Genomic DNA, 20,282 nt, shown 5'->3' on the forward strand with positions numbered 1-20,282 from the left:
CGCCGTCACCGCCGAGGAAGGCCTCTGGATCCGAACCGGATGGGCAGGACGGAGCTGACACGCCCGAGCCATCCACACGTTCTTGCCTATAAGCCGACCGTGGAGTAATGTCCGCCCGCACGAGAAAGGGCCCCCACCCGAAGGTGGAGGCCCGGTGCGTGCACCCCCTGGGACTCGAACCCAGAACCCACTGATTAAGAGTCAGTTGCTCTGCCGATTGAGCTAGAGGTGCAGGCTGATCCGCCTCAGATTTGCTTGGCGAACCGAGGGATTACGTTACCAGGCGTGACGCGACCGCGCCAAATCGGCCCGGGGTCGCCGGTTATCCTGGAGCCGTGTCCCCGACTCCCGACGAGAACCTCCCCACCCTCGCCGACGACCTCGCGCTCGCTCTGCGACTGGCGGACGCCGCCGACGCGGTCGCCATGGCGCGCTTCGACGCCGACGACCTGCGCATCGACACGAAGGCCGACCGGACGCACGTGACCGAAGCCGACCTCGCGACCGAGCGGGCGATCCGAGAGATCCTGGATGCCGAGCGCCCCGGCGACGCCGTTCTGGGCGAGGAGTACGGCACGTCGGGTGACACCGCGCGGCGTTGGGTGATCGACCCGATCGACGGCACGCACAACTACATGCGCGGCATCCCGATCTGGGCGACGCTGATCGCCCTCAGCGTCGGTGAGGTTCCCGTGGTCGGAGTGGTGAGCCAGCCGGCCCTCGGGCGCCGCTGGTGGGCCGCGACGGGCCACGGGGCGTGGACGAACACCCCGTCCGGCGCTCCCCGCCGCATCCGGGTCTCCGACATCGACGATGTGGCGAAGGCCAGTGTCAGCTTCCAGAGCGTCGAGCAGTGGCGCGACGTCGACCTCCTCCCGGCCCTGGACCGACTCACCCGCGCCGTCTGGCGCGACCGGGGGTACGGCGATGCCCTTCCCTACATGTGGCTCGCCGAGGGCCGCCTCGAGCTCGTGGCGGAGTTCGGCGTGAAGGAGTACGACGTCGCCGCCCTCGCGCCGATCGTGCGCGAAGCGGGCGGCCGCTTCACCGCCTTCGACGGATCCGACCGCCTCGACGCCGGCTCGTCGTTCGCGACCAACGGCATCCTGCACGACGACTTCTTCCGCCTCACGCACGACGAGGGCACCGCGTGAGCCGCCGTCTCGGGCTCGTCATCTCGACCGTCGCGCTAGCCGGCATCCTGCTCGCCGGTTGCTCCGCTCCGGCACCGACGCCGACCGCGGCCGCGCAGGTGCCGAGCGACGCCCCCGGCACCTCCACCCCGAAACCGACCTCCGACGGCACCCCCGAGCCCGCTGCCGACCCCACGTGCGACACGATCATCCCGAAGAGCACCGCCGACGACTTCCGGAGCCTCGGGTGGAGCGTGAGCTCCGAGCCGTTCCGCATCGGGGCGACCGAGATCGACGGCGGGATCCAGTGCAAGTGGGGCGACCAGCGGATCACGACGGACCGCGTCCAGGTGTTCGGCTGGGCTCCGATCGACGACGCCACCGCGGCCAAGGCTGAGCGAGAGCTCATCGCCTCCGGTTGGCGCCGCGAGGACGGGCCGGGCGGCACCTACGTGACGGAGAACTCCGCGTGGGTGGGTGGCCGAGGCGACAGCGAGGGGTATGGCATCACGTACCTCTTCGGCGACGGCTGGGTGAAGATGGCCGACACCCGTCAGAGTCTCGTGCTCGTCGACGGACCCTCCTGACCCGTCACCGGTAGGGGTTGATCGCTGCGGCATCCCTCGCGGCCACGAAACCCTCGTCCCACGCGTCCCCGCGCGACTCGCGCTCGCGCCACAACTCGTCGGCCCGGCGCACCTTCTCCGCGAACGCGACCCAGTCGCTCCACGCGGCAGTGATCCCGGATGCCACTCCCCCGTCCGCATCGCGCGGCACGGCGGTCCACATGCCGGCGTCGGGCGTCGGCTCCAGGCGGAACGGGCCGACATCGATGCGGAGTGCGCGGGGATCTGGCATCCCTCGACGCTATGCGCTGCGTTCGCGCCCCGACAAGCGCGCCACACTCGGCGACTCGCGCCGAATGTCCGCTCGGGAGGCTTCGCGGCGACCATTCGGCGCAACTCAACGGGGTGCGCGAACGCGCAGGCGAGCGCAGACGACGTAGGCTCGACCCTCGTGGCTATCGGCGCGACCATTCACACGTTCACGGTGCAGCTCTCCGACGTCGACCGCGGCGTCTACGACGAGCTGTCGATCCGCGTCGCTCGGCATCCGTCCGAGACCGACGCCTACATGCTGACCCGTGTGCTCGCCTACTGCCTCGAGTACGAGGACGGCATCGACTTCAGCGAGGGCATCTCGGCCACGGACGAACCCGCTGTGCTCGTGCGCGACCTCACGGGCGCGCTGGTGGCGTGGATCGAGGTGGGAGCCCCGGATGCCGCCCGCCTGCACACCGGCAGCATGAAGGCCGCGCGCACCGCCGTGTACACGCACCGCGACCCCGACAAGGTCGCCGCACCGTGGGCCGGAAAGCGGATCCACCGGGGTGAGGACGTTCTCCTGCACAGCTTCGACGCGGGGTTCGTGGAGCGCATGGCCGGTCACATCGAACGACGCAGCACGGCCACGCTCACCCGCACCGAGGGCCGGGTATACCTCGAGCTCAACGGCGTCTCGGGCGAGAGCGACATCCACACGCGCTCGGCCGCCTGACGACGGCGGAAACGACGACGCCCCCGCCCCACCGAAACGGGTGGGAGCGGGGGCGTCGTCGAGGTGACAGTGGCTCGTGGAGCTGGGGGGAATCGAACCCCCGTCCAACGCTGGGTCTCCGCGTTTTCTCCGGGCGCAGTCTGTGAAAACGTTCTGCTCGGCTCCGACCTTTGTCACAGACACCTAAGTCGACAAGCCCAGCCTGGGAAAAGTCCCGCGTGACGTCCAGACGCCGTCACGCAGCAAGACCCCTAAATGACGCCAGGATCCGTGGCGGGGTCACACACGGTCTGACGGACTATCGGGCTCGCTTACGCAGCGAGGGCGAAGTCAGTGCGCTTAGCATCGGCACTTATTGTTTTGCAGGGAGCGTTTACGAGATAACCCCACATCCTCGGCCCGCTTCTCGCGGGTTCGCAGGCGCTGTCGAAACCGATCAGCCCCGGGAACTCCGTTCGGAGTGGCCACTGTCACGCTGTTGAATTACCACCTCGGTCGCCGTCTTCATCAGCGGCACCCGAGCATCACAGTCTACAACGTATCGAGGGGCCCGGTGATTCCCACGGTGGGGCGGCGGGCCGTCGCGCGGGCCCGTGGACCGTTACGCGGAGTTCGGCCGCGACACACCGGTCGCCACAGCCCGCCCCACGGCGTGTCGGCCACAGGGTCCGCCTGACGGTCCGCCCCGCCGACCTCCGCCCCGCGGACCGTCACGCGGAGTTCGGCCGCGACACGCCGTGCGGGGCGGCCATCGACCGGCGTGTCCACAACGAACTCCGCCGGACGGTCCGCCCCGACCGCGCCCGCCCGGCCTCGGAGGACCGGCCTCCCGTAGGCTCGCGGCATGAGCGAGGTCGTCATCACCGTCCGCGGCGAGAGCAGCGCCCGCGTGCGCGCCGAGGAAGCCGCGGTGCGAGTCAGCGTCGTGACGGACGGACCCGCTCGCGGCCCGGTCGTCGAGCGTGCGCAGGAGCGCGCCTCATCCGTCCAGGACGGGCTCGTCGCGCACCTGCGCTCGGGCGAGGTGTCCGAGTGGTCGAGCGCGCGCGTGTCGGTCTGGTCCGACCGGCCGTGGAACAACGAGGGCGCCCAACTCCCCCTCGTCCATCACGCCGCGGTCGAACTGTCGGCCACCTTCACCGACGCCGGAGCGCTGTCGTGGTGGCTCGGCGACGTCGCCGAGTCCGACGACGTCCAGGTGACCGCGGTGGAGTGGCGCCTTTCCGAGGAGACACGCGCCCGCGTCGAGCGAGACGTCGCCGCCGACGCGGTCCACGTCGCGGTCGAGCGCGCCACCGCCTACGCGGATGCCCTGGGGATGGCATCCGTCACCGCCGTCGAGATCGCGGATGCCGGACTCCTGGCGGCGCGGCCCGAGAACCCGCCGGTGTTCGCCGCGCGCACGATGTCCGCCGACAGCGGGCCGTCGTTCAGCCTGCAGCCGCCCGAGATCGTCGTCAGCTCGACCGTAGAAGGACGCTTCCGCGCGGAGTGACGGGGCTCAGTCGCCGAGGCGGTTCTTCGTCCGCATGGCCCGCTCGGCCTCGCGCTTGTCCTCGCGCTCGCGGATCGTCTGCCGCTTCTCGAACTCGCGCTTGCCCTTGGCCACCGCGATCTCGACCTTCGCACGCCCGTCAAGGAAGTACAGACGCAACGGAACGAGCGTGTAGCCGCCCGCCGCGACGGCGTGCGAGAGCTTCACGATCTCTTCTTTGTGCAGCAGCAGCTTCCGCGTGCGCTTGGCCGAGTGGTTCGTCCAGTGGCCCTGCGAATACTCCGGGATGTGCACGGCGTCGAGATAGGCCTGACCGCCGTCGATGTACGCGTAGCCGTCGGTGAGGTTCGCACGCCCCTGGCGCAGCGACTTCACCTCGGTACCGGTCAGCACGAGACCGGCTTCGTACGTCTTCTCGATCGCGTAGTCGTGTCGCGCCTTCTTGTTGGACGCGATGAGCTTCTCCCCCTGCTCACGAGGCATGGTGCCACCTCCTCATGATCACGGGCACACAGAGCCCCTCAGTCTACGCGATCAGGCGCGCAGCCAACGCCGAATGGCGAAGCCGGCACTCAACGCGGCCAGGACGACGCCGATCACCACGATCACGGGGACCACGATCGCGACGTCCGAGAGACTCACCCACGAGGTGATGAAGCTGATCCGATCGCGCAGGTACCTCTCGACCCCGACCTGCACGATGGCCCACACGGCGACGCTCGCGAGAGCGGATCCGATCAGCGCGGCGAGCACGCCCTCGAGGATGAACGGCGTCTGGATGAACCGGTTGGACGCTCCGACGAGACGCATGATGCCGAGTTCTCTTCGCCGCGCGAAAGCGGAGAGACGGATCGTCGTGGCGATCAAGAGCACCGCGGCGATGAGCATGAGACCGGCGATACCGACGGCGACGTAGGTGGCGACCGTGAGCGACTGGAACAGCGGTTCCAGGTACTGCATCTGATTGGTCACCTCTTCGACGCCGGCCTGTCCGCTGAACGCCTCCGCAATCACGTCGGACTGATTCTGGTCGACGAGGTTGATGTTGAAGGTCGCGTTGAACTGGTCGGCCGTGACGACGCCGGCGATGTCGGACGACAGCAACCCCTGAGCGTTCTGGTAGGCCTCATCGCTGGTCGAGAAGGTGTAATCGCGGATGAGCGGCTTGAGCGCCTCGCCGTCGAGCGTCGCGCGCACCGCGTCGATCTGCTCCTGCGTGGCGGCTTCGCCGGCGTTGCATGTCGGCTTGTCGGAGACGGTGGAGCACATGAACACCGCGACCTGCGCGCGATCCGCCCAGTACGACTGCATCTTGCCGATCTGCATCTGCATGAGCATCGCGGCGCCGACGAACGTCAAGGACACGAAGGTGACGAGGATGACCGAGATGACCATCGACGCGTTACGGCGGAGACCCGTGAAGGCCTCCGAGAGGATGAGCCCGAACCTCATGACGTGGGTCCCACTTCGTCGTCGCGGTCTTTCTTCTCGGCGAGACCGAGCCTGTCGGCGAGGCCGAGCGCGTCGACCTCGGGGTTGCTCACCGGGATGGAGCGCGTGTTCGTCCCGGGCTCGCGGCGTTCCCCCGGAGCGGTGGTGACCGACGGCGACGTGGGCTCGACGGGGGCGGCGGAGACCTGCTCCGACCCCTCCGGTCCGCGCAGCGGCTCGACGGGCCCGGTGATGTTCGTGACCTCGCGCTGCACCTCGAGCACGGCCGTGAGCGCGGCGACCGCGGCCGCGCCCTTCTCGACCTCGGGTGCGAGCACGGGCAGCCCCGAACGGTCGCCATAGCCACCGTGGCGCTCGTCGCGCACCATCTCGCCACCGCGCAGCTCGATCACGCGGCGCTGCATCTGGTCGACGAATCCGGCCTCGTGCGTGGCCATGACGACCGTGGTCCCGCCGGCGTTGATGCGCGCGAGGAGGCGCATGATGTCGATCGACGTACCGGGGTCGAGGTTTCCCGTCGGCTCGTCGGCCAGCAGCACCTGCGGGCGGTTGACGAGCGCGCGGGCGATCGCCACACGCTGCTGCTCACCGCCCGACAGCTCGTGCGGCAGACGCTTCTCTTTGCCGTCCAGACCGACCAGCGCGAGGACCTCGGGAACCGCCTGCTGGACGAAGCCGCGCGAGGCGCCGGTCACCTGCAGCGTGAAAGCGACGTTCTGGTGGACCGTTTTGTTCGGCAGCAGCCGGAAGTCCTGGAACACCGACCCGATGTGGCGACGGAAATAGGGAACCTTGCGGTTCGACAGGGTGCGGAGGTCGCGGCCGAGCACGACGACACGCCCTTCGCTCGGGGTCTCGGCCCGCAGGATCAGCTGCAGGCACGACGACTTCCCCGAACCCGAGGCGCCGACGAGGAAGACGAACTCTCCGCGCTGCACCTCGAAGTCGACTGCGCTCAGCGCGGGCTTCGTGGTGCCGCGATACCGCTTGGTGACATTCTCGAACCGGATCATGGCTCGACGAGCCTAAGCGCGCGTTCCGAAGAGCCCGACAGGACGCGCCGTGTCGGCATCCGGGAAAACCCTATGGATGCCGAGGACCGCGGCATCCGTCTCAGTCGTCGTCGTCTTTGCGCTTGCGCCAGCGGATTCCGGCCGCGATGAGACCGTCGAGGTCCCCGTCGAACACGACGGCGGGGTTGCCGACCTCGTAGCCGGTGCGCAGGTCTTTGACGAGCTGCTGGCCGTAGAGGAAGTACGAGCGCATCTGGTCGCCCCAGCTCGCGGTGATCGTCCCGGCGAGCTCCTTCTTCTTGGCCGCTTCTTCTTCGCGCTTGAGCAGGAGCAGGCGCGTCTGGAGGACGCGCATGGCCGCGGCGCGGTTCTGAATCTGCGACTTCTCGTTCTGCATCGAGACGACCAGGCCGGTGGGGATGTGCGTGATGCGAACGGCGGAGTCGGTCGTGTTGACTGACTGGCCTCCGGGACCGGACGAGCGGAAGACGTCGACGCGGATGTCACCCTCGGGAACCTCGACCTCGACGGCCTCTTCCATGACGGGGATAACCTCGACCGCGGCGAAGCTGGTCTGGCGCTTGTCGGCACCGCCGAAGGGGCTGATGCGCGCGAGGCGGTGGGTGCCGGCCTCGACCGACAGGGTGCCGTACGCGTAGGGCACATCGACCTCGAAGGTGGCGGACTTGATGCCCGCGCCTTCGGCGTAGGAGGTGTCCATGACCTTGACGGGGTACTTGTGACGCTCGGCCCAGCGCAGGTACATGCGCAGGAGCATCTCGGCGAAGTCGGTGGCGTCGTCGCCGCCCGCTCCCGAGCGGATCGTGACGACGGCCGATCGGGAGTCGTATTCGCCGTCGAGCAGCGTCTGGACCTCGAGCTGACCGATCACGTCTTTCAGCGAGGCCAGCTCACGGCGGGCCTCATCGGCGCTGTCTTCGTCGTCCATCTCGATCGCGAGCTCGACGAGCACCTCGAGGTCGTCGAGGCGCTGCTCGATCTCGGTGATGCGCTTGAGCTCGGCCTGACGGTGGCTGAGCCGGCTGGTCACCTTCTGGGCGTTGTCGACGTCGTCCCAGAGGTCGGGAGCGCCCGCCTCTTCGCTGAGGCGGTCGATGTCGGCTTTGAGTGCGTCGACGTCGACCACGGCCTGGATATCGGCGAAGGTCGAGCGCAGCGCCTGGATGTCGGCGGTCAAATCGAGTTCGAGCATTTGGAATCAGCCTATCGTGGAGACGGTGACCGCCGACTCTCCCCGGAGCGTGCTGGTGCGCTTCGCACCCATGATCTACGGGCCCACCCTGCTCTTCGCGATCGGCGAGGGAGCCGTCATCCCCCTCATCCCCGTCATCGCGAACCGGCTCGGCGCGGACGTGGCCCTGGCCGCCCTGGTCGCGGCCGCCCTCGTGGTCGGACAGCTGTGCGGCAACATCCCCGCGGGGTGGGCGGTCGCGCGGTTCGGCGAGCGGATCACCATGGGCGTGGCGGGGATCGTCATCCTCGGCGGCCTGGTGGGCGTGGTCTTCGCCGGGACGCTCGCGATCTTCGCGGCCGCCGTTTTCCTCATCGGCTTCTGCGCCGCTTCTTTCGCGCTCGCCCGGCATTCCTTCATGACGACGCGCGTTCCCCTGCATTTCCGCGCCCGGGCTCTGTCGCTTCTCGGTGGGACCTTCCGGCTCGGGATGTTCGTCGGCCCTTTCATCTCCGCGGCGTTGTTGGGCATCTTCGGTGACGAGAAAGCATCCATCGCGTTCTTCGCCGTCTGCCAGGTGGCGACGATCCTGCTCGTCTTCTTCGGCCCCGACCCCGAGAAGGCCGTGCCGGTCGGCGGCGATTCCCGGGAGGCCGAGGACACGGGCGAACCCGTGACGGGCGCGATCCCCACCGTCGAGCGCGTCGGCGTCTTCCGCACGATGTGGAGATTCCGCGCGGTGCTGGCGCGTCTCGGCCTCGCCGCCGCCTCACTGTCGGCGGTGCGCTCGGCGCGACAGGTGGTCCTTCCCCTGTGGGGCGTGTCGCTCGGGCTGGACGCCTCGACGATCGCGGTGGTCGTCGGCGTCTCGGGAGCCATCGACTTCGCGCTGTTCTACGCGAGCGGACAGGTCATGGACCGCTTCGGCCGCCTGTGGGCGGCCCTTCCCGCGATGGTGCTGATGGGGGCCGGCTTCCTTGCCCTGTCGTTCACGCACGATCTCGACAGCTCGGCGATGTGGTTCGCCATGTTCGCCGCGGTGCTCGGGGTCGGAAACGGGCTCTCCAGCGGAATCCTGCTCACCCTGGGCGCCGATCTGGCGCCCGCCGACGAGCCGGCGGCCTTCCTGGGATCGTGGCGGACCCTGACGGATGCCGGAGGTGCGATCGCTCCCGTGGTGATCTCGGCACTGACGGCGCTGGTGTCGCTCTCGGGGGCCGTCGCCGCCATGGGAGTGATCGCCGCGCTCGGCGCCTTCGGCTTCGTCCGCTGGGTCCCGCGGTACGTGCCGAGATCGCGTTCCTGACGGATTAGGATCTTCCTGATTCGCCCGGGAAAGACGGGGCAAAACGCACCGCGGCGTGTTTCCGCGCCGTAAAAAATCCGGTCGGCTCTGGTCATTTGATGAGTTTGCCCTGAGAATCGATCACACGTCCGCCACCCTCTAGGCGACGTGTCATTTCCCCCGGATGAAGCGGGCGACGCCGCCCGCGGAGAGGTACCTTCACCGTGCCCCGTAACACCCCGCATTCCCCTGCGCCGCGCGCCGCTTCGCGCGCCCGGCGCGCCTCGGCCGTCCTGGCCACCAGCGCCCTCGTCGGGGGCGCGCTCCTGATCGCTCCGGCGGCGTTCGCTGCCCCCGCGCCGGGCGACGCGCCGAACGATCTCGGTCTGACCGGTGCCGACGTCATGACGCACCTGACGGAGTTGTCCGACATCAGCGAGTCGTTCGCCGACCAGGGGTACCGCTCCTGGAACTCCCCCGGTTACGAGGCCGCCGCGCAGTACGCCGAGCAGGTACTCGAAGCGACCGGCGCCTTCACGGTGTCACGGCACGCGTTCGACGTACCGTATTCGGAGTTCGGCGAGGCCTCCCTGACGGTCGACGGAACGACCTACACCGGCTCGCACTTCGACAACAGCGAAGGCACCGACTCCCCGGTGACCGCGGCGCTCGCCCTGCCCGAGTCCGCGGACGGCGGTCGGCTCGGCTGCGAACCCACCGACTTCGCGAACGTCCCCGCGGGAGCCATCGTTCTCGTCCAGCGCGGCGACTGCACGTTCGAGGCCAAGATCGACAACGCCACCGCGGCGGGGGCCGGGGCGGTGTTCGTCTACAACAACGAGCGCCCCGCTGAGGAGGGCGTCTCGCCGGACGATCAGCTGACCAACGTCGCCTCGGGCCCGCGCAACGAAGAGGACTCACCCGCCGCCACGCTCCCGCAGGCCAGTGGCGACGCCCTCGCCGCGCTCGTCACCGCGGCGCCGGTGGACGCTCCCGTCGAGGGAACCGCGGTCATCGAGAAGCAGTTCCTCGTCGGGCAGTCCTTCAACATCATCGCCGACAGCATCGCGGGCGATCCCGACGACACCGTCGTCATCGGCGCGCACCTCGACGGTGTCGCCGAGGGACCGGGCGTGAACGACAACGGCTCGGGCTCCGCAGCCGTCCTCGCTCTCGCGGAGAAGATCGCGGCATCCGAGGTTCCGAACGACAAGCGGATCCGCCTGGCGCTCTGGGGTGCCGAGGAGATCGGCCTGCTGGGCTCGACCGCGTACGTCAACGACCTCGTCGCGAACGACCCCGCGGAGTGGGACCGCATCTCGTCGTACCTGAACTACGACATGATCGGCTCCGAGAACTTCACCGTCGGCGTGTACGACGCCGACCGCTCCACCTTCCCGGCGGAGGGCGTGAACATCCCCGAAGGGTCCGTGGAGATCGAGAAGCTCTACACCGACTACTTCGACACCATCGAGCAGCCGTGGATCGACACCGAGTACTCGGGTCGCTCGGACTACCAGGCGTTCATCGACAACGGCGTGCCCGCGGGCGGACTGTTCTCCGGCGCCGATGACATCAAGACCGAGGAGCAGGCCGCACTGTTCGGCGGGACGGCCGGGGTCTACATGGACCGGAATTACCACACGATCAACGACAGCCTCGCGAACGTCAACCGCGACTCGATCGACATCTTCGCCCCGGCGATCGGTCACGCCGCCGTCGCCCTGGCCTGGGACGCGGCGGCCGAGCCGTCGCCCGAGCCGACGGAGCCCTCGCCCGAGCCCACCGTCGAGCCGACGACGGAGCCCACCGCTGAGCCCACCGCGCAGCCGACGGCGGAGCCGACCGCGCAGCCCGTCCCGTCGCCGAGCGCGACCGCGGGCCCTGGCTCCCGCAACGACCTCGCCAAGACGGGGTCGAACGCCGAAGGTTCCCCGCTCCCCGCGATCGGCGCGGGAATGCTCGTCATCGGCGCGCTCATCGCCGCAGGGACCATCGTCGCCCGTCGACGCCCGCAGGAGTAACCCCTGAGAAAGGCCGTCGGGGTCGGGTGCCACGCGCACGCGGCCCCGGCGGCCATTTCGCTCTCGAGAATTTGCTCGCGTGCGTCCCGCGCACGAAGATGCGATCAGCGAGACGCACGGGAGGGCGCTGTGAAAGACGTGGACCGCGGTTCGCTCGCCCTCTCGGCCGCTCTCGCCGGCGTCGCGGGGTTCGTCGACGCGATCGGGTTCCTCGACACGGGCGGCCTCTTCGTCTCGTTCATGAGCGGCAACTCGACGCAGGGTGCGGTGGACCTCTTCGACGGCGGAGCGCGGGTGGCGCTGATCTCGGCCGGGATCATCGCCGCGTTCGTGATCGGCGTGACGGCGGGGGCCACCGCCGGCATGCACGCGTCGCGCCCCCTCGCGCGCGTGGTCGCGGGCGCTGCGGTGGCCGTCGGGATCGCGGCCGGACTCGCCCTGGCCGGCGACGCGACGCTCTGGCGAGCAGGACTGCTCGCCGCCGCGATGGGGGCGCTCAACACGCTCTTCCTCGCGGAGGGTCGCGCGCGGGTGGCCATCACCTACGCGACGGGGACGCTCGTGAGCCTGGGACTGGGCCTTGCATCCCTGCTCACCGGGCGTTCGCGGACGGCGTGGCGACGCCCCCTGCTCCTGTGGGCATCGCTCGTCGCCGGAGCGGTGATCGGCGGGGTCGCCCACCGCCTCGGCAGCCCCGCCGCGCTCGCCATCGCAGCACTCGCGCTCGGCGCCGCCTCGACGGTGATCGCCGTCCGCGGTCGAGCGAGTGGCGTCAGTCCTCGTCGCTGACCCGGATCAGCACCTTCCCTGTCGCCCCCCGCGGCGACGGCGTCGTGCGCAGCCGACGTCTCATCGAGCGGGAACCACGTGACCGGGAGGCCCGCTTCCTCGCCGACGGGCAGGGCACCGTCCGCGACGGCCGCGGAGACATCCTCGGCGGCAGCGGTCAGGGCGGTCTCCCCCACCGTGTAGAGCAGCAGCCCCTGCCAGCGGACATTCTTGGCGAAGCTCGCCCGCACCGCCGCGGTGAAGCTGTCTCCGCCGTTGTCGGCGTAGTAGCCGATGCTTCCGTGGTTGGCGATGACCTCGACGTCGAGCGCCGCGTTCTCGGCGATCGCCACCTCGACGATGTGTTCGACGCCCTCAGGGGCCAGTTCCCGGATGCCGTCGGCCAACGTCTCGCTCGGGTACTGCAACACGTGGTGGGCGCCCGCCGCCCGGGCCAGCGCTTCCTTCTCATCGCTGCTCACGGTGGCGATCACGGTGGCACCGGCCCAGACCGCCAACTGGATCGCCGCGTGACCCACCGCCCCCGCGCCGCCCTGGACGAGAACCGTCCTCCCGGCGAGGGCTCCCGGCGCGAGGCGCGACGGGCCGTCCTCGTGGACGGTGAGCGCGCGGTGCGCGGTCATCGCGGGCACTCCGAGGCTCGCGCCGAGGGCGAAGGACGCCCCCTCAGCGAGCGGAACGGCGCGCTCCGCGGGGATCACCGCGAACTCGGCCGCCGTCCCCGTCGGACGCTCGTGCTGGGCGAGGTAGACCCAGACCCGCTGCCCCACCGAGACCGACGTCACGCCCTCGCCCACGGCATCCACTGTTCCCGCACCGTCCTGGTTCGGCGTCACCTCGGTGAACGAGAAGGGCCGACCACCCTCACGCGCTTTCCAGTCGGTCGGGTTCACGCCCGAGACGGCGATGCGCACGCGCACCTCGCCGGGTCCCGGTTCGGGAACGGGACGCTCACCGAGCGTCAGGACGGAGGAGTCACCGGTCTGGGAGTACGTGATCGCTCGCATGGAGAGGACAAGCGGGCTCGGCGCGCACGCATTCCCTCGGCGTGTCGACCCGCCAGCCGCCACACTGGGCGGATGAGCAGTCTCGTGGTCGCGAACGGCGTCCTGTTCTCCGGCGGATCGGTGCTCGAGGGCGACGCCGTCGGCATCCGCGACGGTCGTATCGTCGCGACCGGACCCCGACGCGACGTCCGCGACGCGATCGGACCGGATGCCGACGAGCTCGACGCGCGCGGAGGCCTCGTCACCCCCGGATTCGTCGACTCGCACATCCACCTCGGCGGTGGGTCCGTCGACGCGCTGCGCTGCGACCTCGCCGGGGCGGCCTCCCTCGCGGAGATCGACGAGCGCGTCCGGACGTTCGCCGCCGGGACGACCGCGGCATGGATCGTCGGCGGAGGATGGGACCCCACGCTGTTCCCGACGACTGGTCCGACGGCCGCCCACCTCGACGCGCTCGTCCCCGATCGGCCCGCCCTCTTCCTCGACGCCGATCACCACGGCGCGTGGGTGAATAGCGCCGCCCTGCGCGCGGCGGGGATCGACGAGTCGACACCGGACCCGTTCGACGGGAGGATCGAACGCTCGTCGAACGGCGCCCCCAGCGGGGCTCTCCGTGAGGGGGCGATGCAGCTCGTCGCCCCCCTGGTCCCGCCGTCCGCCACCGCCGACATCGCTCAAGCGCTCCTGTCGATCTCTCGCGACGTGCTCGCCGCGGGCATCACCGGCTGGCAGGAGGCAGCCCTCGGCACCTACGCCGGGTACCCCGACTTCTCCGACGCGTACCGCGCCCTCACGGAGGCCGGTGACCTCGTCGGCCGAGCCACCGGCGCGATCTGGGTGCCCCGCGACCTCACCGTGGACACCGTCGACGCGTTCGTCCGGGAGTGCGTGGAGCGCGCACGCGTGAACACGGCGGCCGGGTTCCCGACGCGAACCGCCAAGCTCATGCTCGACGGGATCATCGAGACGCGCACCGCTCACGTCTGCGCGCCCTACCCCGACGGCTCGCACGGCCTGGCCTACTTCGACCCCCAGATCGTGCGCCTGCTCGTGCCCGCTCTTAACGCCGCGGGACTCGCCGTGCACGTCCACGCGCTGGCCGACGCGGCGGTCCGCGACGCCCTCGACGGCTTCGCCGCGGTCCCCTCCGCCGATCGCGCCCGCGTGCGCAACCACATCGCCCACCTCGAGCTGATCACCCCGCCCGACCTCCCGCGGTTCGCGGCGCTGGGGGTGACGGCGAACTGCCAGCCGTACTGGGCGTGTCGCAACGACCTCGTCCGCGACGTGACGCTCCCGCTTCTCGGTTCCGAACGCGCCGACGAGCTGTACCCGTTCGCCTCCCTGCGCACCGCGGGGGCGCGCCTCGCGATGGGATCGGACTGGCCCGTCTCGACCTTCGACCCGTGGCTCGGCGTTCACGTGGCAGTCACCCGTCAGCCGCCGGGAGAATCGGATGCCGAGCCCCTGGGCGCCGCGCAGTCCCTGTCGCTCGGCGAGGCGCTCGACGCATACACGCGCGGCTCGGCCGACCTGCTCGGCATCGGTCCCGGAACCCTGGCTCCGGGCGCGCCGGCCGACCTCGCCATCGCGGATCGCAACCCTTTCGCGGGCCGACCCGACGGCATCCACGAGACCCGGAATGTCACGACCGTCGTCGCGGGTGACGTCGCCGGGGGTTGACGGCTGGTTCACATCGTGCGAGCCTCGCGCGCGCATAGACTGAACCCACTCGCGGGAGTGGTGAAATTGGCAGACACGCAGGATTTAGGTTCCTGTGCCTTCGGGCGTGGGGGTTCAAGTCCCCCCTTCCGCACGACGACTGCCGTACCCGAGCACGACCTCTCCGACCCGACGGGACCGATGTGATGCACCCCACCGCCCTGCTCCCGTGGCTCGACCCCGCGACGATCATCACCAACTCGCAGCCCTGGGCCCTGCTCGTCGTCTGCTTCATCATCTTCGCCGAGACCGGCCTGCTCATCGGGTTCCTGCTTCCCGGCGACACCCTGCTGATCATGGCCGGCCTGCTGTCGCACTCGACGCCCGCGGCGCCGAACGGCGTGTTCGGCATCAACGCGTGGTGGGTGGCTCTCGCTATCGGGTTCGCCGCCTTCATCGGCGGTGAGGTCGGCTATTACATCGGCCATAAGGCGGGGCCGTCGATCTTCGAGCGCAAGGACTCCGGCATCTTCAGCCGCAAGAACGTCGAACGCACCAACGCGTTCTTCGAGCGCTTCGGCGGACTGACGGTGATCCTCGCGCGCTTCGTCCCCGTCGTGCGCACCTTCGCCCCCATCGCCGCCGGTGTCGGCCACATGCCGTGGCGCAAGTACACGCTGTACAACTTCATCGGTGCCGTCATCTGGGGCATCGGTCTCACGATGCTCGGCTACGCCGTCGGCTACATCCCCTTCATCCGGGACATCGTCACCGAGTACATCGACGTGATCCTGCTCGCCGCCGTCGCGGGCACGGCACTCTTCATCGCGATCCACTACTTCCGTGAGCGGGCTGCTGCGAAGCGCGAGGGAACGGTCACCCACGACGAGGCCGCGTCGCTCGCCCTCGACCCGAAGACGCTCGAAGACGGCGATCAGCCCACGCGCTAAGACGCCTTCGAGCTCTTCTTCTTGGCGGGAGCCTTCTTCTTCGCGGGCTCGTCCTTCTCGGCGCGCGCTGCGCGGGTGCGCTCGACGCTCGCCCGCAGCGCCTCCATCAGGTCGATGACTTCGCCGCCGTCTTCGTCTTCCTGCGTGCCGAAGGTGGCATCCGTGTCGATCGCGTCGCCCTGCTCGAGCTTCGCGTCGATCAGGGTCCGCAGCTCCTGCTGATATTCGTCGGTGAACTCCTCAGGGTCGAAGTCCTTCGAGAAGCTGTCGACGAGGGATGCCGACATCTCGAGCTCCTTCGCCGAGATGCGCACGTCCTCCTCGAGAGCGGAGAAGGCTGCCTCCCGAACTTCATCGGCCCAGAGAAGCGTCTGCAGCACGAGCACGTCGTCGCGCACCCGCAGCGCGGCCAAACGGGTCTTCTGCCGCAGCGAGAAACGCACGATCGCGGTGCGATCGGTCTGCTCCAGCGTCTTGCGCAGCAGCACGTACGCCTTGGGCGAGGACGAGTCGGGCTCGAGGTAGTAGGCCTTGTCGAGCGTGAGCAGGTCGACCTGGTCGCTCGGCACGAACTCGACGACTTCGATCTCGCGGCTCCGCTCGCTCGGCAGCGAGGCGAGGTCGTCTTTCGTCAGCACGACCGTCTGTTCGCCGTCGTCGTACGCACGATCGATGTCACTGTAGGGCACGACCTCCCCGTCGATCTCGCAGATGCGCTGGTAGCGGATGCGTCCACCGTCCTTGTTGTGCACCTGGTGCAGCGAGACGTCGTGGTCCTCCGTGGCCGAGTACACCTTGACGGGCACGTTGACGAGGCCGAACGTCAGGGCGCCCTTCCAGATCGATCGCATGGGTCCAGTGAACACCGAAAGAGGGGTGGATGCCGAGACCCTTGCGCCGCGGCAGGGCACCGGTCCCTTCGACAGGCTCAGGGACCTCACGTCCGAGGCACAACACAGGTGGCTGAGCCCGTCGAAGCCACCGGAACCCGTCGACACGCTGAGGCGCGCGCGCGCCAGGTGGCTGAGCCCGTCGAAGCCACCGGCACCCGTCGACACGCTGAGGCACGCGCGCGCCAGGTGGCTGAGCCCGTCGAAGCCACCGGCACCCGCGGCCGCCGCAACCCCCTCGGCATCCGGCTCCCCCCTCGCTCTACGCTGGGGCGATGGCGGAGCAGACGGTGCGGATCGGCGGGCATCGCCTACGCCTGTCGAATCTCGACAAGGTGCTCTACCCCGAGACCGGGACGACCAAGGGCGAGGTGATCGACTACTACTCGCGCATCGCCGCGCGCCTGCTCCCCCACGTCTCCGGACGGCCCGTCACCCGCAAACGCTGGCCGGATGGCGTGGGCACGGAGGCCGATCCGGCTGAACCGTTCTTCGCGAAAGCCCTCGAGCCCGGCGCTCCCGCGTGGGTGCGCCGCTTTCCCATCGACCACTCGTCGGGCGCGAAGGACTACCCCCTCGTCGACGACCTCCCCACGCTCGTCTATCTCGCGCAGGTCGCGAGTCTTGAGCTGCACGTGCCGCAATGGCGGTTCTCGCCCGAGGGCGAACGACAGAACCCCGACCGGCTGGTGCTCGATCTCGATCCCGGTCCCGGCGTCGGTCTCGCCGAGTGCGCCGAGGTCGCCCGGTGGGCGAGAGCGATCCTGAACGACATGGGTATCGACCCTCTGCCGGTCACCAGCGGCAGCAAGGGGATCCACCTCTACGCCCACCTCGACGGTCGACCGACGAGTGAGGCGGCCAGCGCGATCGCGAAGGAGCTCGCGCGGGCGATCGAGGCCGACCACCCCGACCTCGTCGTGAGCCAGATGTCGAAGGCAGCACGTCCGGGGAAGGTGTTCATCGACTGGAGCCAGAACAACGGGTCGAAGACGACCATCGCGCCCTACTCGCTCCGCGGACGCGCCCAGCCGACGGTCGCCGCTCCGCGCACGTGGGAAGAACTGGACGATCCGGGGCTCCGACACCTGCTCTTCACCGAGGTTCTCGAACGCACGGGCGATCCGCTCGCAGCGGTCGAACGCGACGCCGGACCCCTGCGCTCGTACATCTCCAAGCGCACGGCGGCCCGGACCCCCGAACCCGTCCCGGACGCCCCGCACGCAGAGCCCGCGGCGGAGGGACTCCCCCGCTTCGTCATCCAGGAGCACCACGCCTCGCGCCTGCACTGGGATCTGCGGCTCGAACACGACGGCGTGCTCGTCAGTTGGGCCGTCCCCAAGGGCGTTCCACCGACGACGGCGAAGAACAGCCTCGCCGTCATGACCGAGGACCACCCGATGCAGTACCTCGACTTCGCCGGCGAGATCCCCCGCGGCGAGTACGGCGCGGGCATCATGACCGTCTGGGACACGGGCACCTACGAGCTCGAGAAGTGGCGTGACGACGAGGTGATCGCCACCCTTCAGGGCCGCGACGACGGTCCCCTCGGCCGGGTGCGCCTCGCGCTGATCCGCACGGAGGGGCGCGGCGAGAAGTCGCAGTGGCTGCTTCACCGAATGAAGACGGATGCCACGGGCCGGCCGCCGAGCGACGGCGAGCCGGTCGTCCCCCTCGACCACGGCGAGGGCGACGCACTTCGTTCGGAACCGACCGTTCCCGCCGCGGCGGATCTCCGCCCCATGCTCGCGGTGTCGGCGACACCCGGGATCGCCCGCGCCGCCGCCGAGCGGTGGGGCCGCGCGTGGGTGGAGATGAAGTGGGACGGCATCCGCGGGATCGGTCTCTGGGACGGCCATCGCCTGCGGTTGCGCTCACGCAACGGCAACGACCTCACCGCGACGTACCCCGACCTCACCGCCGTCGACCTCGACCTCGGTCCCGATCCTGCGATCCTCGACGGGGAGATCGTCGCCCTCGACGCGCAGGGGCGGCCGAGCTTCCCGCTGCTGCAGAAGCGGATGAACCTCGCCCAACCACGCGAGATCGAGCGCGAGGCGCACCGCACCCCCGTACAGCTGTACCTGTTCGACGTGGTCGCCGCGGACCGGCGCGACGTCTCGGTCCTGCCGCTCGCCGAACGCCGCGGCATCCTGGAGGAGCTCACGCGAGACGTCCGGCCTCCGATCGTCGTTCCGCCGGTGTTCGACGACGTGGCTGCCGCTGTCGCGACGAGCGGCCGATTCGGTCTCGAGGGGGTCATGGTGAAAGACCCGCGATCGACGTACCGCCGCGGCGAAAGATCGGAACAGTGGCTCAAGGTCAAGCACACCCGGACGCAGGAGGTCGTGATCGGTGGAGTGCGTCCGGGCAAGGGCAATCGCCGCGGCACGATCGGCTCGCTGCTCGTGGGCGTGCCGAGCGCGGACGGGCTTCGCTACGCGGGTCGCGTCGGATCGGGCTTCACGGAGCAGACCCTCGGACGGTTGAGCGAGCTCCTCGGACCGCTCGGGAGCGACACCGACCCGTTCGTGGGCGTGCCGGCGGCCGACGCCCGGGATGCGATCTGGGTGCGACCGCAACTCGTCGCCGAGGTGGAGTTCGCGGAGTTCACTCCGGACGGCATCCTCCGCCAGGCCCGCTGGCGCGGGCTGCGGCCGGACAAGAGCCCGGATGAGGTGGCGCGGGAGGGCTGAAAGGGGGTACCGGACCCTTCGACAGGCTCAGGGACCTCCGCCGCGGGAGGTCGCTGACCCTTTCGACAGGCGCAAGGGCCCTGCCGCGGAGAGGTGGCTGAGCCCGTCGAAGCCACCGGAACCCGGCCCACAGCGAGGTGGCTGAGCCCGCCGAAGCCACCGTGGCCGCGCGTGCGCGTTCTACGCGTGGCGCGAGTCGTGCTCGACGTGGCCGGCCGGCTCGAGCTGGAAAGTCGAGTGCTCCACGTCGAAGTGGTCGGCGAGGCACCCCTGCAGGGACTCGAGGATCCGCGCCGCGCGCCCGTCGGTCAGCGCCGCATCATCGACGATCACGTGGGCACTGAAGACCGGTGCCCCCCGCGTGAGCTGCCAGACGTGGACGTCGTGGACATCGACCACACCGTCCGTATCGCGCAGGTGCTGGCGGATCTCCGCGACCTGCACGTCGACCGGTGCCGACTCCGTCAGCACCACGACGACCTCGCGCAACAGGCCGAACGCCCGCGGAACGATGAGGATCGCGATGAGCAGCGAGGCGATGGCATCCGCCCGTGTGAACCCGGTGGTCACGATCACGATCGCTGCGATGATCACCGCGATCGACCCCACGAGGTCGCCGAGGACCTCGAGGTAGGCGCCGCGGACGTTGATGCTCCGCTTCTGCGCGCGGCCCAACAGCCACATCGAGATCGCGTTCGCGACCATGCCGACCGCGGCGACGACCAGCATGAGCCCGCCCCGGACCTCCGCCTCGGCGGGGGCCAGCAGCCTCTGGACGGCCTCGATCCCGACCCAGGCGCACAGGACGATCAGGATCACGCCGTTCGCGAGCGCCCCGAGGACCTCGGCGCGCTGATACCCGAAGGTGCGGCGGTCGTCGGCGGGGCGCGAGGCGATCGCCGTCGCGACGAGGGCGACGACCAGCGCCGCGGCGTCGGTGAACATGTGCGCGGCGTCAGCGAGCAGCGCGAGGGAGCCCGACAGGATCGCGCCGACGATCTGCACGACCATCACCGACGCGGTGAGCGTCAGGGCGGTGGCGAGCAGACGCCGGTTGCTGGCATCGCGGATGCCACCGGCGGGAGCGTGATCGTGCATAGCTCCAGGCTAGGTGGGAGGCGCGATCGCCCGCGTCTT

Annotated in this window: 17 protein-coding genes, 2 tRNA genes, 1 other RNA gene and 1 pseudogene; 11 read left to right on the top strand and 10 right to left on the bottom strand. The window is 69.8% G+C overall.

Going from position 1 to position 20,282, the window contains the following annotated elements; all coding sequences use genetic code 11:
* Positions 1-159 precede the first annotated feature (159 nt).
* A tRNA-Lys gene (locus AB0O24_RS00005) sits at positions 160-232 on the bottom strand.
* A gap of 103 nt (positions 233-335) precedes the next feature.
* Between AB0O24_RS00005 and AB0O24_RS00010 the strand changes: the two genes are divergently transcribed.
* Both AB0O24_RS00010 and AB0O24_RS00015 read left to right on the top strand, forming a co-directional pair.
* The gene (locus AB0O24_RS00010; RefSeq protein WP_275799895.1) at positions 336-1,154 is read left to right on the top strand and encodes an inositol monophosphatase family protein; all 819 of its coding nucleotides are present in this window, start codon (positions 336-338) and stop codon (positions 1,152-1,154) included.
* Entirely contained in the window at positions 1,151-1,720 is a 570-nt protein-coding gene (locus tag AB0O24_RS00015; protein ID WP_275799893.1) for a hypothetical protein, read from the top strand. Before AB0O24_RS00010 ends, AB0O24_RS00015 begins: the two co-directional genes overlap by 4 nt.
* A 4-nt stretch (positions 1,721-1,724) precedes the next feature.
* Here the strand turns inward: AB0O24_RS00015 and AB0O24_RS00020 are convergent, their stop codons facing one another.
* Entirely contained in the window at positions 1,725-1,991 is a 267-nt protein-coding gene (locus AB0O24_RS00020) for a hypothetical protein (protein ID WP_275799891.1), read from the bottom strand.
* 159 nt (positions 1,992-2,150) lie between these two features.
* Between AB0O24_RS00020 and AB0O24_RS00025 the strand changes: the two genes are divergently transcribed.
* A complete protein-coding gene (locus AB0O24_RS00025; protein ID WP_058626347.1) occupies positions 2,151-2,690 on the top strand; it encodes a YaeQ family protein in 540 nt (179 codons plus the stop codon).
* Positions 2,691-2,764: 74 nt separating this feature from the next.
* Here the strand turns inward: AB0O24_RS00025 and ssrA are convergent.
* Positions 2,765-3,134, bottom strand: a transfer-messenger RNA (tmRNA) gene (ssrA, locus tag AB0O24_RS00030).
* 400 nt (positions 3,135-3,534) lie between these two features.
* Between ssrA and AB0O24_RS00035 the strand changes: the two genes are divergently transcribed.
* Positions 3,535-4,185, top strand: coding sequence for an SIMPL domain-containing protein (locus AB0O24_RS00035; protein ID WP_363371595.1), 651 nt, complete (start codon positions 3,535-3,537; stop codon positions 4,183-4,185).
* Between the two features lie 6 nt (positions 4,186-4,191).
* Here AB0O24_RS00035 and smpB read toward each other — a convergent pair whose 3' ends face one another.
* The 4 genes from smpB to prfB form a co-directional block, all read right to left on the bottom strand.
* Positions 4,192-4,668, bottom strand: coding sequence for an SsrA-binding protein SmpB (gene smpB / locus AB0O24_RS00040; protein ID WP_363371598.1), 477 nt, complete (start codon positions 4,666-4,668; stop codon positions 4,192-4,194).
* Between the two features lie 51 nt (positions 4,669-4,719).
* A complete protein-coding gene (gene ftsX / locus AB0O24_RS00045) occupies positions 4,720-5,637 on the bottom strand; it encodes a permease-like cell division protein FtsX (protein ID WP_058615205.1) in 918 nt (305 codons plus the stop codon).
* A complete protein-coding gene (gene ftsE, locus AB0O24_RS00050) occupies positions 5,634-6,650 on the bottom strand; it encodes a cell division ATP-binding protein FtsE (RefSeq protein ID WP_307385954.1) in 1,017 nt (338 codons plus the stop codon). Before ftsE ends, ftsX begins: the two co-directional genes overlap by 4 nt.
* A 100-nt stretch (positions 6,651-6,750) precedes the next feature.
* On the bottom strand, positions 6,751-7,863 hold the full coding sequence (prfB, locus tag AB0O24_RS00055) for a peptide chain release factor 2 (protein WP_013586257.1): 1,113 nt from the start codon (positions 7,861-7,863) through the stop codon (positions 6,751-6,753).
* A gap of 70 nt (positions 7,864-7,933) precedes the next feature.
* Between prfB and AB0O24_RS00060 the strand changes: the two genes are divergently transcribed.
* The 3 genes from AB0O24_RS00060 to AB0O24_RS00070 all read left to right on the top strand — a co-directional run bounded on the left by AB0O24_RS00060 (position 7,934) and on the right by AB0O24_RS00070 (position 11,940).
* Positions 7,934-9,148, top strand: coding sequence for an MFS transporter (locus AB0O24_RS00060; RefSeq protein WP_363372214.1), 1,215 nt, complete (start codon positions 7,934-7,936; stop codon positions 9,146-9,148).
* 203 nt (positions 9,149-9,351) lie between these two features.
* Positions 9,352-11,151, top strand: a complete 1,800-nt coding sequence (locus tag AB0O24_RS00065) for a M20/M25/M40 family metallo-hydrolase (RefSeq protein ID WP_363371602.1) — start codon at positions 9,352-9,354, stop codon at positions 11,149-11,151.
* A gap of 129 nt (positions 11,152-11,280) precedes the next feature.
* Positions 11,281-11,940, top strand: a complete 660-nt coding sequence (locus AB0O24_RS00070) for a DUF1275 family protein (RefSeq protein ID WP_275797417.1) — start codon at positions 11,281-11,283, stop codon at positions 11,938-11,940.
* On the opposite strand, the pseudogene AB0O24_RS00075 reads toward AB0O24_RS00070, so the two are convergent.
* A pseudogene (locus tag AB0O24_RS00075) lies at positions 11,924-12,947 on the bottom strand (NADPH:quinone reductase). The gene AB0O24_RS00070 and the pseudogene AB0O24_RS00075 sit on opposite strands and share 17 nt — an antisense overlap.
* Positions 12,948-13,019: 72 nt before the next feature.
* On the opposite strand from AB0O24_RS00075, the gene AB0O24_RS00080 reads away from it, so the two are divergent.
* The 3 genes from AB0O24_RS00080 to AB0O24_RS00090 all read left to right on the top strand — a co-directional run bounded on the left by AB0O24_RS00080 (position 13,020) and on the right by AB0O24_RS00090 (position 15,559).
* On the top strand, positions 13,020-14,630 hold the full coding sequence (locus tag AB0O24_RS00080) for an amidohydrolase (protein ID WP_363371606.1): 1,611 nt from the start codon (positions 13,020-13,022) through the stop codon (positions 14,628-14,630).
* 51 nt (positions 14,631-14,681) lie between these two features.
* A tRNA-Leu gene (locus AB0O24_RS00085) sits at positions 14,682-14,763 on the top strand.
* Between the two features lie 52 nt (positions 14,764-14,815).
* Positions 14,816-15,559 (top strand): VTT domain-containing protein, encoded by a 744-nt coding sequence (locus AB0O24_RS00090; RefSeq protein ID WP_058615207.1) that lies wholly within the window; start codon positions 14,816-14,818, stop codon positions 15,557-15,559.
* Here the strand turns inward: AB0O24_RS00090 and AB0O24_RS00095 are convergent.
* Complete coding sequence (locus tag AB0O24_RS00095) at positions 15,556-16,410, bottom strand: Ku protein (protein ID WP_275797424.1); 855 nt, start codon at positions 16,408-16,410, stop codon at positions 15,556-15,558. The genes AB0O24_RS00090 and AB0O24_RS00095 overlap by 4 nt on opposite strands.
* 314 nt (positions 16,411-16,724) lie before the next feature.
* Here AB0O24_RS00095 and AB0O24_RS00100 point away from each other — a divergent pair, with 314 nt between their 5' ends.
* Positions 16,725-19,145 carry an ATP-dependent DNA ligase gene (locus AB0O24_RS00100; RefSeq protein WP_363371611.1) on the top strand — a complete coding sequence of 807 codons (2,421 nt, stop codon included), beginning with the start codon at positions 16,725-16,727 and terminating at the stop codon, positions 19,143-19,145.
* A gap of 180 nt (positions 19,146-19,325) precedes the next feature.
* On the opposite strand, the gene AB0O24_RS00105 is transcribed toward AB0O24_RS00100, so the two are convergent.
* Positions 19,326-20,243, bottom strand: a complete 918-nt coding sequence (locus AB0O24_RS00105; protein WP_363371614.1) for a cation diffusion facilitator family transporter — start codon at positions 20,241-20,243, stop codon at positions 19,326-19,328.
* Positions 20,244-20,282: the final 39 nt, after the last annotated feature.

The organism is Microbacterium sp. NPDC086615 (assembly GCF_040686055.1).
GTDB lineage: Bacteria > Actinomycetota > Actinomycetes > Actinomycetales > Microbacteriaceae > Microbacterium.